This window comes from Bacillus sp. SIMBA_005 (assembly GCF_046535585.1).
In the GTDB taxonomy this organism is placed as follows: domain Bacteria; phylum Bacillota; class Bacilli; order Bacillales; family Bacillaceae; genus Bacillus; species Bacillus pumilus.
This window is the reverse complement of sequence record NZ_JAWRWI010000002.1, coordinates 369,168-384,636: the sequence shown is the minus strand read 5'-3', so window position 1 is coordinate 384,636 and position 15,469 is coordinate 369,168. Positions and strand designations below refer to the sequence as shown.

General features: G+C 40.3%; 14 protein-coding genes. 8 read left to right on the top strand and 6 right to left on the bottom strand.

Going from position 1 to position 15,469, the window contains the following annotated elements:
- Positions 1-36: 36 nt before the first annotated feature.
- Positions 37-1,215: a Rap family tetratricopeptide repeat protein gene (locus SB660_RS04590; RefSeq protein ID WP_216888118.1), complete on the bottom strand. Its 1,179-nt coding sequence runs from the start codon at positions 1,213-1,215 to the stop codon at positions 37-39.
- Positions 1,216-1,627: 412 nt separating this feature from the next.
- Here SB660_RS04590 and SB660_RS04585 point away from each other — a divergent pair, with 412 nt between their 5' ends.
- Positions 1,628-1,840 carry a hypothetical protein gene (locus SB660_RS04585; protein ID WP_058013261.1) on the top strand — a complete coding sequence of 71 codons (213 nt, stop codon included), beginning with the start codon at positions 1,628-1,630 and terminating at the stop codon, positions 1,838-1,840.
- Positions 1,841-1,872: 32 nt separating this feature from the next.
- Here SB660_RS04585 and SB660_RS04580 read toward each other — a convergent pair whose 3' ends face one another.
- The 4 genes from SB660_RS04580 to SB660_RS04565 form a co-directional block, all read right to left on the bottom strand.
- The gene (locus tag SB660_RS04580) at positions 1,873-2,619 is read right to left on the bottom strand and encodes an ABC transporter ATP-binding protein (RefSeq protein WP_061410084.1); all 747 of its coding nucleotides are present in this window, start codon (positions 2,617-2,619) and stop codon (positions 1,873-1,875) included.
- A 13-nt stretch (positions 2,620-2,632) separates the two neighbouring features.
- Positions 2,633-4,960 carry an FtsX-like permease family protein gene (locus tag SB660_RS04575; protein ID WP_410581541.1) on the bottom strand — a complete coding sequence of 776 codons (2,328 nt, stop codon included), beginning with the start codon at positions 4,958-4,960 and terminating at the stop codon, positions 2,633-2,635.
- Positions 4,957-6,210, bottom strand: coding sequence for an MFS transporter (locus SB660_RS04570; RefSeq protein WP_339164554.1), 1,254 nt, complete (start codon positions 6,208-6,210; stop codon positions 4,957-4,959). Before SB660_RS04570 ends, SB660_RS04575 begins: the two co-directional genes overlap by 4 nt.
- Positions 6,211-6,279: 69 nt before the next feature.
- Positions 6,280-6,930: a TetR/AcrR family transcriptional regulator gene (locus SB660_RS04565; RefSeq protein WP_216888126.1), complete on the bottom strand. Its 651-nt coding sequence runs from the start codon at positions 6,928-6,930 to the stop codon at positions 6,280-6,282.
- Positions 6,931-7,091: 161 nt separating this feature from the next.
- On the opposite strand from SB660_RS04565, the gene SB660_RS04560 reads away from it, so the two are divergent.
- The 7 genes from SB660_RS04560 (at position 7,092) to SB660_RS04530 (ending at position 13,855) form a co-directional block, all read left to right on the top strand.
- A complete protein-coding gene (locus SB660_RS04560) occupies positions 7,092-8,204 on the top strand; it encodes a CdaR family transcriptional regulator (RefSeq protein WP_339164551.1) in 1,113 nt (370 codons plus the stop codon).
- A 118-nt stretch (positions 8,205-8,322) separates the two neighbouring features.
- Positions 8,323-9,594, top strand: coding sequence for a GntP family permease (locus tag SB660_RS04555; RefSeq protein WP_268497315.1), 1,272 nt, complete (start codon positions 8,323-8,325; stop codon positions 9,592-9,594).
- Between the two features lie 31 nt (positions 9,595-9,625).
- Positions 9,626-10,765, top strand: a complete 1,140-nt coding sequence (locus SB660_RS04550; RefSeq protein WP_339164548.1) for a glycerate kinase — start codon at positions 9,626-9,628, stop codon at positions 10,763-10,765.
- A 92-nt stretch (positions 10,766-10,857) separates the two neighbouring features.
- On the top strand, positions 10,858-11,196 hold the full coding sequence (locus SB660_RS04545) for a zinc ribbon domain-containing protein YjdM (protein WP_058013269.1): 339 nt from the start codon (positions 10,858-10,860) through the stop codon (positions 11,194-11,196).
- 322 nt (positions 11,197-11,518) lie between these two features.
- Complete coding sequence (locus SB660_RS04540) at positions 11,519-12,448, top strand: ABC transporter ATP-binding protein (protein WP_268497317.1); 930 nt, start codon at positions 11,519-11,521, stop codon at positions 12,446-12,448.
- Complete coding sequence (locus SB660_RS04535; protein ID WP_144461448.1) at positions 12,445-13,398, top strand: ABC transporter permease; 954 nt, start codon at positions 12,445-12,447, stop codon at positions 13,396-13,398. Before SB660_RS04540 ends, SB660_RS04535 begins: the two co-directional genes overlap by 4 nt.
- Before the next feature lie 28 nt (positions 13,399-13,426).
- Positions 13,427-13,855, top strand: coding sequence for a DUF4064 domain-containing protein (locus tag SB660_RS04530; RefSeq protein WP_253621993.1), 429 nt, complete (start codon positions 13,427-13,429; stop codon positions 13,853-13,855).
- A 41-nt stretch (positions 13,856-13,896) separates the two neighbouring features.
- Here SB660_RS04530 and SB660_RS04525 read toward each other — a convergent pair whose 3' ends face one another.
- Positions 13,897-15,225, bottom strand: coding sequence for a CitMHS family transporter (locus tag SB660_RS04525; RefSeq protein WP_058013273.1), 1,329 nt, complete (start codon positions 15,223-15,225; stop codon positions 13,897-13,899).
- Positions 15,226-15,469 lie beyond the last annotated feature (244 nt).

Here is a 15,469-nt window from a genome sequence, read left to right as displayed (position 1 = left end):
GTTCCGATAGGTCGTTCTGTTGTGCCAGAATTCGTCTCATTTAACGAATTGAAAGACACTGTTTGTCCGAAAACGACGATGGTTAATGCGATGATCAATAAACTCATTTTTTTCATTAGAATTCCTCCATTCAAATATAGGATGGTTCATGTGATAGGCTTCCTTCAAAAAGAGATAGGCTAGATGAATGGCACCTAAATCTTCAAAGTGTTTTGCAGCTAGTGCACTTAATTCACAGACACCTTCAGCATCCTTTAATTCTTTTAGAATACTGATTTCCTCGAAACAGGCTTGAGCTTTTTGAGACATATCCTCAGTAAAGTATAGATGGTAAAGCAAATTCATTTTTGCTGTATAGATGGGGCATTTCTCTGATTCATGTTTTTGTTTGACCAATTCGAAGTAATAGAGAGCTTGTGTTCTTTCATCAATAGAGAGCAGCTCTTTGACTAACATAAACATGGTGTGATGGAAATAGCACGATGAGAGGTAGTTTTCATCACTTAGAGCCTTTTCTAGGGCATCGATACATTTTTTCGATTCTCCAGCTTCGGCATAAAGAATACTGATATTATGAAAAAGCTGTGAAGTTAGAAAATGATCATTTAGACTGTCAGCGATGTGTAATGCTTTTTTGTAGTAGTTTTCTGCTCTTGTGAAGTCGCCAATATCCATATAATTAGCAGCAGCGATGACAATGGCTGTCGCTAGTCTTCTTTCATACCCTTCATGACTTTTGAAAATATCTATAGCATTCTGAATATAGTGAAGAGAAATTAGGCTCTGACGAAGTAGCATATATAAGTTGGCGATTTTCGTATGGAATTCAGCTACTTCTATTTCATCCGGAATGTTTTGCAGTTTTTTCTCGGCAATTTTAAACAGTCCAATGGCTGATGCATAGTCTCTGTTATATGAAGCGTAAAGGGCTTTGTATAGGTAAAAATAGTATTCAATTAAGTCGTTTGTTTTAGAGGGGCAATCTAGCTCTGTCTGTTCATTCAGCTTTTTACCTCTTCGTTCATATATCATGAGTTTATACTTGCCTTCTAGCAATGAATAATAAGTCAATACCTCCTGATTCTCTTCCATTTCTTGAAGTAATTGCTTTAATTCTGTGTACATTGCGTTAGCACTTTGTACATCATGTTTGCGAATCGCAATTCGCCAATCATTTAAACGGTTCCCCACCTGTTCAGCAGAAATGATAGCCATGAAATTTCACCTCTTTAAGATCCTTTCACCTGTTTCATAAAAAACGATATCACAATTTTTGGAAAAATATAATCATTTCTGTGAGGTGATTGCCAAGAGGTAATAAAAAGGACCTATGGTCATGTGATGTACGAAATTGTAATGATGATTGAATGTTTTTACAAATGATTAAAATCTTTTTTTAATCGTCTGAAAAAGGAATATATACAATGGGTTTTATGATTATGATCGAAAATATCACTGGTATATTACAAATAAAGAGATTTTGGGTGATCTGTGGGTAAGTTGGAAGGTAGATCCATTAAAGGAAATCAGTTATGATGATGCTAGATCAAATTTGGAATAGAAACTGATAGAAGCAGACAAAATAAATAGCAAGCACTAACACTAGTCTGTTGGGAAGGATGTTGATATGAAAAAAAGATTTAAAATCTTAAACTGGCAAATCACAGTGATTATGGCGACACTGTTACTTGTTTTATTGACTCTTTATATGTCAAAGAGATATTTTTATAGCAAAGAAATAGAATTGCTGACAGAATCTTGCCAACAAGTAGGCGGCAAAATCATATTAGAAACTAATAGTTTGTCTATGGATTATTCATTTGAGTGTCAGGAAAAGTAAAACAGGCAGAAAGCTGCCTGTTTTATTCCAACTTAAAAACCTAAATCTTGAAGCCATTGATTTAATCTGGTCTCCCGTTTCTCGGCACTTGCCTCATCAAATTTCCCTAAATGTAAGCTGGCTGTTATTTCTCCGTCATTCATAAACATGATTCTTTCAGAACGAAGAGCAACCTTTGGGTCATGTGTGACAAGCAATAGTGTTGCTCCTTCAGAATGGATTTTCGAAAATATATTCATCACATCCTTCGTTGCATGAGAGTTAAGAGCACCTGTTGGTTCATCAGCAAAAAGAATGTCTGGTTCATTCATAAGCGCTCGACAGATAGAGGCTCTTTGAAGCTGACCTCCTGATACTTCTGACAAATATCTATCTGCTAAATGATCAATATCAAGTTTCTCCATTAAATATTTAGCTCGTTCATTCACTTCTTTTCTTGGCTTCTTCTTTGTTAAGTAAGCTGCAGCAATGATGTTATCAAACAGATTAAGGTTTTTTAGTAAGTGGCTGTGTTGAAAGACAAATCCCATATCTGTTAAACGCAGAGCAGTTAACTGTTTATCTGTCATTTCTGATAATAAATGGCCCTTATATTTGATCTCTCCTGTTGAGGCTGTTTCTATCCCGCTAAGCTGATAAAGCAAGGAGGTTTTCCCGCATCCGGAAGGGCCCATAATCGTCACAAATTCCCCAGGATGTATCGATAAATGGATATCTTTAAGAATGATTAAAGAATTAATTTGCAAAGACAATCGTTTTGTTTCAATCAAGTGTTCCATGTGAAACATCTCCTTATGAAAGTGTATGACGAGTAGTTTGACTAGTAAAAAACGTCTTCAATAACGAAGCGGTTAAAGCTAAGCTGACAATCAACAGTGTGATTGGGTACACAACTGACACCCATTGTGGTGCCAGCCACTGAAGGCTTGATGCCCCTAAGGATGCTCCACCTACACTCATTAAAGCTGGTCCAATTGTGTGGACAGCGATCGTGCCAATAAAGGTGCCCAAAGAGATAACGACGATAAAACTTGTCATATATTGTACTGTTACATCTTTTTTAGAAAATCCAATCGTTCGTAATAAATGGTTTCGACTTGAATCTTTTGCTTTTAACATATGCAGAAACATGAATAACATCAAACTGGCAGTTCCAAAAGCAGCTAATATAGACAAAAATGCAACGACTTTTACTAAAGATGCTGTGCTGCCGATTGTTTGATGAACGTATTCTTTCATATCTGTCACTTTTGCAGGAGATATCTCTTTTTCAAATACTGTCTTTTTCTCCGCAATTTCTATTCCTTGGTTTAGTTGAATTTGAATGGTTTTCCAAAGGACTGATTGAGGAAAGGGCTGTGTTATTGCTTTTGCTGTTTTCCCGCCGTTGGTGACATCCTGATAAATGCCAGTCACAGTTTTTTGAATTTCCTGTCCATTTGTTACGAGAATAATTTTTTCTCCTATCTTTTTTTGGAGTGAATCTGAACTGAGAACTGATAAGGCAATTTCTTTCTTCTTTAAAGGCTGTCGCCCTTGTAAATAGGTGAGAGGAAATGCTGAGAGATTCCCTGTTTCTAAATAGAGTGTTTCTAATGAATTCTCCTTTGATTTTGCCTGAAGAGAGGTTGTTTCATATATGGCTGATGCATGAATATCTCGATCTTCACGGATCATTGATTCTATGTTATTAGTATTTTCTTCTAGATGATTTCCTTGTCGTATATCAATTCGAAGGTCACTTTGACCAGAGCCAAGATATGTGATGAAATCCGGTGATTGTAAGGTGTACCATAGTTGAATAGGCAGCAGCATCAAAAATGTACAAAGGGCGATAATACAAGTAATTGTTGTGTACAACTTCTTTCGTGATAACAGATCTTTTAAACCAAGCCAAATATTGACTGAGATGAACCTGTTTTTCTTGAGATGCAAGGGTATTTGTTTTTTATCATTCGTTGAAATGACGCTGCCTTGAAGTGCTTGAGCGGCTGATACTCGGCCAAACTTTCTTAGGACAGTATAGCTGCAAGAAATGATGATCACTGCCATCACAATAGAAACACAAAGCGGGATGAACCAAGAAGTAAAAGAAGGCTGACTCCCCATGTATCGCTGAATATTGGCTGTAAACATATCACCAAATATAAGAGTTAACCCATATCCTGCTGTACACCCTATACTAGCAAGGAAGGCATATTTTCCAACGTATAATTGCTTGATTCTTGTTAAAGGAATCCCAAGCACCTTCAATATTCCAATTTCACGTTCGTCCTCTTCTATAGAAGCAGTCATAGCAAGATGAAGAGAGAGAAGAGCTATACCGATGAGCAGCATGCAAACAAGTAGGAGAATGGCGATCACCATTCCATCTGTCAATGCGTTCAGCATACGCAGCAAAGGTAATGTGACAGCTGGCCCTTGTTGTGGAAGCTGTGATGACTGGTAGATTGCTTGAAAGGCATCTGCCTGAGCGGCATCATGCAGTAAAAATTCAATTAAATATTCCTTTTTATGAAACACTTGATTCATTGCGTCCCAATCTTTGTGATGAAGAAGGAATCTTTTCGAACTAACAAGACTGGGGTTCATTTGTGCATCTCGCAAGAATGCTTTAATGCGGAAAGAGAATTGATGAGCCCCTTTCCCAATCAGTAACGTTTCTCCTATTTTCAGATGATACCTTTGCTGAAAGTAGATAGGCACAGCCACTTCACCTTTACTGACAGTGAGCTTTTCATTTTGTTCATTTAAAAGAAAATCAAAATAACGATTTTGTTTTACAAATAAATGATCCATCACACCTGCTTTGGCGGGTTCGTTTCCGAACTTGATATTTGCATGTTCAATTGGAATCATTGGGACGATTTGATGTGCTTTTACCATGGACTGCTTTCTTGAGAATGCCTCAATATCTTTTTCCTTTAGTCTGCCGTCATGCATTTGGACAAAGTCTGGTGCCTTAGCTGAATGGAGCAGATTAGAAATGGAACCATTCAGCTGTACTATCATTTGAGCGGCACTTGTTGCTAGAAATGATGTCATCATAATGCAAATGATTAAACCGATGGAAATGAGACGATGGCGGGTTAAGTCTTTCTTGATAAACGTCAGTCTCATGAGGCTGATTCTCCTTCATGTTGCAGCATATTTTTTGTTAAATAGGCAAGGGCAAACATGAAAGTACTGACTATTAGTACTGTCACATACATGTTTGCTGAAAACGTATTGAACAAGAACCCATACATCATTTGACCAAGCGGGGCAGCACATTGAGAAACCATTGTCAGATTGGCCATCACTTTTCCTAATTGATTATTTGGCGTTTTCTTTTGAACATGTGAAATCACAACGATTGAGATCATTGTAAGCAGCATAGCAATTGGAAGACATCCTGCTAGAAAGAGAAAATAAGCTGGATAAGTGCCAAATTGAAGAGCTGTGTTGGATGTTGAGAATGCGACAGGTAGCAAGATGATCGCGATGACGATCAGCCAGCGATATAAAGTAGGGATGCGCCAATGCTTTGCTACAAGTCCAACTAGCAGAGCTCCTGCGATGACAGCGAACTCAATTAAGCCCATGCCTACACCATACATGATGTCACTGCTTTTCATTGTGACCCTTAAAATAATTGGACCACCTACGATAAAAAATGGCGTGAGGATGAAATTTAACATTGCAGCAAGCAACATGGCTCTTTTTAAAAATGTCTGACTGCCAATATAGGTAAATCCTTGTTTCATATCTTTTACGAGCACTTTGCCCATATTTTCCGTTAAGGGGCTAGGGGAGAAGGAGATGTTTAACCGTAAAAGCATGCATGCTGATAGAAAAAACACGATGGCACTGGCACCTATGATGGATTGACTTCCAATCAGTCCGTACAGAACTCCGCCGATAATAGGAGCGAGAACACCTGAAAGTGCCTGCACGCCATTAACGATCCCGTTTGCTTGTTCTAAGTGTTCCTGTTTTACTAACTGTGGAATGCTGGACATCACAGCGGGAGCATAGAACGTGCTCATCACACCAAGAAGCACCATGACCGCTCCGATCATAAAGAGTGAATCATTGCCTGAGAATAACCAAAAATAAAAAGCCAGAATCATGATGCCGGTGAGAACATCAAATAAAATCATCAAGTTCCTTCTGTTATACCGGTCAGCGATTGCGCCTGCTAAGGGGGAAAGAAGGAGCGGGACATTGGATAAAGCGAATAGTAAGGCATATAAGTCAACGCGCTGAGTCATATCCAGCACGTGTAAAGATAGAACAAACCGAATTAAGGAAGACCCAAAAACGGAAATAATCTGTCCGAGCACGAGGTAAATAAAGTCGGATGAACCTCTTTTAGATAATAAAGACAAGGGTATCACTCTCCTTTTAGACCGACCGTCAGTCTATAATGTATGCAGGATTGGTATTGAAGTGACCAATCACTGATTGTGTTCATCAAGCTCTCCAGTTAAACGTTTCAGAAGAAAGGAGAAGCTCCCCTTTTCTGCATGTAATGAGGATTCGAGGATATCAATAAAAGCTAGCGCTCGCTGCATACTCTCTTCGGCTGTCCATTGAAAAAGGCCCTCATCAAATATGACCTGTGCAGAAGCAAGAAGGAATTCCACCGTTTCTTGAGGGTAATTTGTTTTAAATGTTCCTTCTTCCACCCCTTGCTGAATGACATCAGCTAAAACGGGTGATAGTTCTTTAATCGCTTTGATTAAGCTTTTTTGGTGCATCTCTGCATTAGAAGGCTGGTGAAATTGTTCAATCATGCCCTGTTTATTGCTTCCTTGCTTTGGCGATTGCGCCATGATGATGCGAAATAGTTTGTCGACGACTGGAAGGGCTGGCTCTGCCGCAATACGCTTTGCCACGATGATATCTGCTTTGATGATCCTGTCAATAATGGCATCCATCACTTCTTCTTTGGATGAAAAGTAATAATAAAAAGTGCCTTTTGCAATGCCAACAGCTTTCAGAATGTCGATAATCGTTGTTTGCTGATAGCCTTTGGTAGAAAAGAGCTCTTCTGATGCGTTTAAGATGTCATTTTTACGTTCCTCAGGATGTTTAACGGTTCTCATAAAGCCATCCTTTCTTTTGACTAGACTGTCGGTCGGTCCTTTGATTTGATTAAACACTTTTCAATGTACCTTTGTCAATGGCTCATTTTTAAACACTTTGCATTTATTGTGCAATGACACTATGTTACATTGAATGAAAACACCTTCAGGAGAGATGCCTCATGCAATTTTTAACCACTGAATTGGCACAAGAAATGGTTGAACGTACGATGCGTATTTTAGATAAAAATATCAATGTAATGAATGCGGATGGTGTCATCATTGGTTCTGGTGAACGAAAAAGGATTGGTCAGAAACATGATGGTGCACGACTTGTGCTCACAAACGGGAACAGTATGGAAATTGACCACGATGCGTCCTTGCACTTAGAAGGAGTAAGACCAGGAATCAATTTGCCCATTTGCTTTCGTGAACAAGTGGTTGGTGTGATTGGCATTACTGGTGAGCCAGAGGACATTCGGCATCATGCCGAGCTGGTGAAAATGGCAGCTGAGCTAGTGTTAGAGCAGTCTTTTCTGCTTGAACGAGTGCAGTGGCGGCAGCGGATAGAGAGTGAAATTGTCAATCAGTTAATTTCTGATTCGGACGTTGGTGATCATCAGCTAAAGAACCGAGCTGCATGGCTGGGAATGGATTTAGATAAGCGCCGAATGGCCATCATTTTTCAGCCAGTTCCATCCTCAGAAGACGCTGTGCATAAAATGATGCATGCAATTCAATACGATAAGAATGCGGATGATTTGCTTGGCATGACTTTTCGTCATGAATTGGTTCTTTTAAGGCAGCCGATTTCTGATCATCATTTAAAGCATGTGGTTGGGCAGCTGCAAAGAACAATGGAAAATGCAGTAGGAGGCCAGGTGCTGGTGGCGATAGGAACTGTCGCAGACGACATAAGCCGGCTGTCATTGTCCTTTGAACACGCTAGAGATTCATTGCGGTTAGGGAAGGCTCTTGATCCGGAGGGAAGTATTTATTTTTTTGAATCTTATCAGCTGGAAAGGCTATTCATCACTGCAGGAGCTGTTGAAGAAAACGGTAGTTGGGCTGACTTTTACAAGCCATTAACACAAGAAGCGGAACTTGCCCACACATTAAGAAGTTACATTGAAGAGGGTGGTGATTTACAAAGAATTGTTGATCGGTTATATATTCACAGGAATACATTGAGATATCGTTTAGATAAGATACAAGCTTTGACCGGAAAAGATCCTCGTCATGTAAAACAGTTGATGGAGCTTTATATGGCGCAGTTGATGTATCAATTATCTTGATTGTGCATATGCACAATGAGCTGAAGTGATAAATGAAAAAAGTTCATCTAGATTCACAACCCGATTCCGATTAGTAAACGCTTACAATAAAAGAAAGACAATTTTGGGGGGATCGAGGATGAATGGTGATGTGACTGTAAGTACACTGGGAGCCATTATGGCACTGGTTATTGCGATTGTTCTTATTCTAAAAAAAGTATCACCTGCGTATGGCATGCTGGCAGGTGCATTTATAGGCGGTTTAATTGGCGGCGTAGATATTGCTCAGACCGTCAATGTCATGATGGAAGGTGCTAAAGGCATGATTCCGGCTGTCCTTAGAATTATGGCGGCAGGGGTGCTGGCTGGCGTTTTAATTGAATCGGGTGCAGCTTTATCTATCGCTGAGGCGATCGTGAAAAAGCTTGGAGAGGCGAGAGCGCTTTTAGCACTGGCACTTGCAACCATGATTTTAACGACAGTGGGCGTTTTTGTAGATGTAGCCGTTATCACGGTGGCACCTATTGCACTTGCCATTGCCAAACGGGCAAAGCTGTCAAAAACGGGAATTCTACTTGCTATGATTGGAGGAGGGAAAGCGGGGAATATCATGTCACCGAATCCGAATGCCATTGCCGCTTCTGATGCGTTTGGTGTACCGCTTACTTCAATGATGGCAGCAGGTGTCATTCCGGCTATATTTGGCTTAGCTGTCACATACGTGTTAGCCAAAAAGCTTGCTAAGAAAGGAGCGCCTGTACTTGAAGAAGAAGTTAATCAAAGCCAGTTTCAAGTACCTGCCTTTTTACCAGCGGTGGTCGGTCCACTTGTCACCATTTTATTGTTGGCTTTAAGACCGCTTTTTCAAATTAATATAGACCCAATGATCGCCTTACCGATCGGAGGCATTGTAGGCGCTCTTTTCATGAAAAAAGGGAAATTTATTAATGATTATGCGATGTCCGGGCTGAACAAAATGTCGGGTGTAGCGATTATGTTATTAGGGACAGGCACACTAGCAGGAATTGTATCAAATTCTTCCTTAAAAGATGTGTTTATACAAGCACTTGATGCATCGGGATTACCTCCGTATTTACTTGCACCAGCTTCAGGGATCTTTATGTCTGCCGCCACTGCTTCGACAACAGCAGGAACAGCAGTAGCGAGTGGCGTATTTAGCGGTACGTTACTTGGCCTCGGCGTATCGGCTCTTTCAGGGGCAGCGATGATTCATGCTGGTTCAACTGTGCTTGATCATATGCCGCATGGGAGCTTTTTCCATGCAACAGCAGGAAGTGTTCAAATGGATATCAAAGAGCGGTTGAAGCTCATGCCTTTTGAATCGTTAATTGGTTTGACATTAACCGTCGTATCGACCATTATATTTGGCGTTTTCCAGTTGTTTGGCTGATGACATTTGATAAGAAACGAGGGGCTTTAGGATGAAAATTGTGATTGCACCAGATTCATTTAAAGAAAGTTTATCTGCATATGAGACAGCATGTGCCATCGAACGGGGATTTCATGCGATTTTGCCAGACGCTGAATATATCAAACTTCCCATGGCAGATGGAGGAGAGGGAACTGTTCAATCGCTAGTTGATGCGACGGGTGGGTACATAATCAATCATGTGGTCACAGGCCCGCTTGGTGACCCCGTCGATGCCTTTTTTGGCATGTTAGGAGACGGTGAGACGGCCGTTATAGAGATGGCCGCAGCCTCTGGGTTACACCTTGTTCCGCAAGAAAAACGCAATCCGTTACTCACGACATCGAGAGGAACTGGGGAATTAATGCTTGCGGCGCTAGATCAAGGAGCAAAACATGTCATCATTGGGCTTGGCGGAAGTGCAACAAATGATGGCGGCGTTGGGATGATGCAAGGATTAGGTGCGGCTTTTCTTGATCAAGCAGGACAGGAGCTGTCGCCAGGCGGTGGGACCCTTCATCAATTAGCTTCAATTGATCTAACTGGACTTGACCCTAGACTGCAATCCGTTCGGCTGGAGGCAGCCTGTGATGTGGATAATCCTTTAACGGGTGAGAGAGGAGCGTCTGCTGTGTTCGGCCCTCAAAAAGGTGCAGATGAACATATGGTTCAAGTGCTAGACAAGAATTTAGCTCATTTTGCTCAAATAGCAGAAAAGCAGTTTAATGTATCTTTTGAAGATGCAGAAGGGGCAGGAGCGGCAGGAGGACTTGGTGCGAGTTTATTAGGCTTTTTACACGCTGATTTGCAGCGAGGCATTGATATTGTGCTGAAGGCAGTTCAGTTTGATGATGTCATCAAGGAGGCAGACCTAGTTGTTACTGGTGAAGGCCGAATTGACCAGCAAACCATTTATGGAAAAACCCCAATTGGTGTAGCTAAAGCAGCAAAGCAGTATCACCTGCCTGTGATCGGCATCGCGGGCTCTCTCTCAAGGGATAGTGCAGTCGTACATGAGCATGGCATTGATGCCCTTTTTAGTATCGTTCCAGGTGTCACTTCTCTTTCTGAGGCGATGAGAGATGGGGCTATTCATGTAGAGAGAACCGCTCGAAATATTGCGGCTGTTATATCAATTGGAAAAAATAAGTAAACGATGAATAATGTTTCCTTTTCTATCACATTCTTTCTATAGAAATGTGGTAAAATTGTATGAAATGAAATAGAAAGTTGGAGGAAACACAAATGTCTAATCTACCAAATTGTCCTTCATGCAGTTCAACGTATACTTATGAGGATGGCAGTCTGCTGGTTTGTCCTGAATGTGCGCATGAATGGTCACTTGAACAAGAACAAGCGGCAGATGAGCAGCTAGTGGTCAAAGATGCGAATGGAAATCTATTGAGTGATGGGGATACGGTCTCTGTCATTAAAGATTTAAAAGTAAAAGGTTCTTCTTCTGTCTTAAAAATAGGGACGAAGGTCAAAGGCATTCGTTTAGTGGAAGGCGATCATAACATTGATTGTAAAATTCCTAGCTTCGGTGCAATGAAGTTAAAATCAGAGTTTGTGAAAAAGGTATAATGAGAGAAAAGAGGCTGTCAGTCAGAAGCCTCTTTTTCTTTATTTATAGGTGAAAGGAATAAACTTAAACAAAATTCCATACATATGTACCTGTTGAAAATAATTCATTTTTAAAAAATCAAGCCTCTTTTCACATAAAAAATGGTTGTTTTCTTAACCCTACCTTAAAAAAGACAGATGATTCACTAAATTTTGGCTCATCCCCTTCACAACTTTTGGGCATTGCTGTACCATATGGAAGTGTTCTTCTATTTTTAACGGATCATGGTGTTTATTTGGAAATAGATGATAGATGATACTTAGACAAAGAAGGAGAGGTAACGTGACGAACGTTTTAGAACTGCATAATGTATCTAGGCATATTCACGGGAAAAAGATCGTTCAAGACTTGAGCTTTTCTGTCCAAGCGGGCGAAGTTTTTGGCTTCTTAGGACCAAACGGCGCAGGGAAAACGACAACCATTCGTATGATGGTCGGTCTTTCTCCAATTACATCTGGTGACATTCTGATTAATGGTCATAGTATTCAATCTTCATATCAGCATGCCATCCAAGATGTTGGTGCCATTATTGAAAACCCAGAAATGTATAATCATTTAACAGCCAGACAAAATCTTGTTCACTTTGCCAGAATGAATGGGAAAGTGGATGAAGGGCGAATTGATGAGTTGCTAGAACTAGTCAGCTTACAGCACGTGAAACATAAGCGTGTCCGAACATTTTCATTAGGAATGAAGCAGCGTTTAGGCATTGCGCAAGCACTTATACATAGACCGAAACTGTTGATATTAGATGAGCCGACCAATGGACTAGATCCAGAGGGAATTCGTATGATACGAGATTACTTGAGAAGGCTGGCAAAGGAAGAAGGGCTTGCTGTCATTGTTTCAAGTCACCTCATGTCAGAAATGGAATTGATGTGTGATCGTTTTGCGATTATCCAAAAAGGAAAGCTGATTGCGATTGAGGATCAGCGTGCAGAGACGAATCAAGACGAATTGGTCAATTATCGAATGAAGGTCGCATCTGGTGAGCTGGAAGAAACACAGAAGCTCATTGGTATATTTGAGGAGGGCACGACTGTACGAGAAGAGGAGCAGTATTTATTCTTCTCCTTGTCAGAAGAGAAAATGCCGGAATTGATTCGTCATTTAAGCGGCGCGTCCATTCATTTGTACGAAATCAAAATAGAAAAACAAACCTTAGAAGATAAGTTCTTAAGCTTAACAGGTAAAAAGGAGGCAGACGTATGATTCGCCTCATTCAAAACGAGTGGATGAAGATCAGTTATCGTATTGGAACTTGGATTATGGTTGGACTTCTTGTTTTAGGGATGATTGCTACACTGATCTTTGTAGTGAAAACAAATGACAAAGATCAAGCTTCAGGTGATTGGAAAACCCAGCTAGAAATGATGAATAAGGAAAACAAGAAAGAGCTCAAAGAGACAGAGGCTGGTTTTTTTAAAAGAAACCTTGAAAAAGAGATCGCTATTAATGATTATCGAATCAAGCATAACTTGCCGCCAGCTGATCAGTTTAGCCACAGTGTATGGGATTATGTGAAAACAAACGCCAATTTACTTCAGCTAGTAGGTGTGTTTGTGATCATTATTGCTTCCACTATTGTGTCGGCTGAATACAAGCATGGTACAATAAAATTATTATTGATTCGTCCACCATCAAGGCTAAAGATCCTAATATCTAAATATATTACAGTACAGCTGTATGCTCTATTACTTGTTGTGGTTCTATTTATTTTGTCCTTCATATTGGGTGCTATTTTCTTTGGACTTAGCACTGATTATGTGAATTTGGTGTATCACAATGGTGAAGTGATTGAACGTTCGCAGTTTGCAAATATGATCTATTATTATCTTGCTCATTGTGCAATGTTTGTCGTTTTGGGAACCCTTTCGTTTGCCATTTCTACAGTATTTAGAAGTGAAGCCATCTCCATTGCCATTAGTGTGTTAGCTTATATTGTGGGTGGATCAGTTACAGGTATTTTAATGCTCTTCTTTGATTGGTCAAAATATTTGTTATTTGCAAACGATCCATCCCAATACTTTATGGAACAGGTTACTGTTATCGAAGGTATGTCTCTAGGATTCTCACTAATCGTCCTAGTCATCTATTGGGCTATTTTCTTAGCCATTGCCTTAATTGTCTTCCAAAAACGAGAAGTGAAAACAGGCAGTTAAATTTTAAAAATTTTTAGGAGGTTTACACATGATTAGTCGTAAAGGTGAAAAAATTATGGGGATTATTAGTATTGTCCTCAATGCCATTGGTGTTGGATTTGGAGCCTTAATCCTCTCGGTAGGTCCATCATTTTATAATGAAATTAATGAAGTGTTACAAGAGGAAGGCGAAACATTACCGATAGAAACGCTTCAAGCTTCAGTCAATGCATTTGGTACGCAGTTTATGGTCGTTTCTGGAATTGCAGCAGTGCTGTCGATTGTCGCTGTGATTCTTTTGAAAACAGACCGCCGTGCCGTGATTTCAGGTGTTCTTTTCTTGGTGTCTGCTGTGACTCTTTTAATTGGAACAATCGGTCTTGCATTCGCTCCAATGGTTCTATTGTTTATCATTGGATTAATGTCTCTTATTAGAAAGCCGAATACAGACATTCACACAAGTGAATATCCTTCATAAATAAAAAAGACATGCGTCGCTGTGCGCATGTCTTTTTTTATTTAAATAATGCCTATCAGTTTGGCAACGATCAGTAGAACAATACTGAATCCCCACATCCAGAAGAAAGAGTAGCGAATATGTTTCCCCATATCGACTCCTGCAAGGCCGATTGCAAGCCAAACGGCTGGAGCGAGAGGACTGACAAAGGTTCCTATGATGTTTCCGATCATCATGGCATACGCCGCGGAAGTGCCCGTCACACCAACCTCAGATGTGATGGATTCGACAATTGGCAGAAGTGCATAATAATAAGCGTCTGTACTTGTCAGCATATCCAGTGGTACCCCAAACATCCCGACAATGATATGTAAAAATGGAAGCAGGAAAGCAGGTAGAATTTGAATGCTGTCCACAGCGATAGCTTTTAGCATTCCCGTTCCTTCGAGAATGCCTAGAAACGAACCTGCGGAGAAAATAACAGCGGCCATCATGAGTGCACTAGGTGCATGCGCCTTGATTCTCTCCATTTGTACATCCACTTTCGGATAGTTAATTAATAGTGCGAGAGAAAGACCAATCATAAACATATAACTAGCCGGAATCACGTTGAGCACAAGAAGGACAACTACGGCTATAAACAGAATGAAATTCACCCAAATTAAGTGATAACGTTTTAAAGCAGCATCACCTGTCTCACTAATGGATTGAATAGCCCGGTCCCAATCTGCGCCTTCTAATTGAACAGCAGCGATTTCATTTGCGGCGATTTTGACGCGAATGCGTTTTTCTTCTCTTTTTCCTAAAATAAATGCCATTCCTAATACGAGAACGACCCCAATGAGCTGAATGGGGATGAGCGGCACCCAAAGTTCGGATGGGTCCATGTTCAACACACTTGCTGCCCGTCCTGTGGGGCCAGCCCACGGCACCATATTCGTTAAGCCGGCACTCGTCCCGATCAAAAGAAGCAATAAGTACGGACTCATATGTAATTTTTTATAAAGTGGAAGCAGTGCAGGTACAGTTAATAAAAATGTAGTCGCTCCTGCTCCGTCTAAATGAGCGATGACTCCTATTAGAGCTGTCCCCATCGCAACCGTGACCACATTTCCCCTAGTCAGTTTAATCAGTGTTTTTATTACAGGTTCAAAGAACCCTGTATCTTGTAAAATGCCAAAAAATAAAATGGCGAAAATGAACATGGTCGCCACTGGCAGTACTTTGATAATCCCTTCTTCAAAGAATGTTTGAATGTCATTAATCCCAAATCCTGCGATGAATGCCCCGATTAAAGGCACCATGACCATGGCAACAATTGGACTTGCTTTCCCCCAAATCAGCAATACAACAATCGTTAAAATAATCAACAATCCAACAAACGTTAACATAAGTCCCTCCCCCTACAATAAACCGTTTACATTTTCTTGCTCTTTTTATGACAATGCAGTCCCATATCTGCATTGAAAAAAAGGGTATCAAAAATATGAGTATTAGGCAACCGCTTTCATACCTATAAAATGGTGAAAAAGGATGGTCGAACCAGTATTGGCGCAGGATGAAACATGTCAAAAAATTTAGATAAAATATAAAGATTCAAGTTTATATATAAAATACATAAATTTATATAGGTAT

What these genes read in the sequence shown, in the direction of transcription:
- SB660_RS04590 (WP_216888118.1), bottom strand. Translation starts at nt 1,215, where the DNA reads ATGGCTATCATTTCTGCTGAACAGGTGGGGAACCGTTTAAATGATTGG.
- SB660_RS04585 (WP_058013261.1), top strand. Translation starts at nt 1,628, where the DNA reads ATGAAAAAAAGATTTAAAATCTTAAACTGGCAAATCACAGTGATTATG.
- SB660_RS04580 (WP_061410084.1), bottom strand. Translation starts at nt 2,619, where the DNA reads ATGGAACACTTGATTGAAACAAAACGATTGTCTTTGCAAATTAATTCT.
- SB660_RS04575 (WP_410581541.1), bottom strand. Translation starts at nt 4,960, where the DNA reads ATGAGACTGACGTTTATCAAGAAAGACTTAACCCGCCATCGTCTCATT.
- SB660_RS04565 (WP_216888126.1), bottom strand. Translation starts at nt 6,930, where the DNA reads ATGAGAACCGTTAAACATCCTGAGGAACGTAAAAATGACATCTTAAAC.
- SB660_RS04560 (WP_339164551.1), top strand. Translation starts at nt 7,092, where the DNA reads ATGCAATTTTTAACCACTGAATTGGCACAAGAAATGGTTGAACGTACG.
- SB660_RS04555 (WP_268497315.1), top strand. Translation starts at nt 8,323, where the DNA reads ATGAATGGTGATGTGACTGTAAGTACACTGGGAGCCATTATGGCACTG.
- SB660_RS04550 (WP_339164548.1), top strand. Translation starts at nt 9,626, where the DNA reads ATGAAAATTGTGATTGCACCAGATTCATTTAAAGAAAGTTTATCTGCA.
- SB660_RS04545 (WP_058013269.1), top strand. Translation starts at nt 10,858, where the DNA reads ATGTCTAATCTACCAAATTGTCCTTCATGCAGTTCAACGTATACTTAT.
- SB660_RS04535 (WP_144461448.1), top strand. Translation starts at nt 12,445, where the DNA reads ATGATTCGCCTCATTCAAAACGAGTGGATGAAGATCAGTTATCGTATT.
- SB660_RS04530 (WP_253621993.1), top strand. Translation starts at nt 13,427, where the DNA reads ATGATTAGTCGTAAAGGTGAAAAAATTATGGGGATTATTAGTATTGTC.
- SB660_RS04525 (WP_058013273.1), bottom strand. Translation starts at nt 15,225, where the DNA reads ATGTTAACGTTTGTTGGATTGTTGATTATTTTAACGATTGTTGTATTG.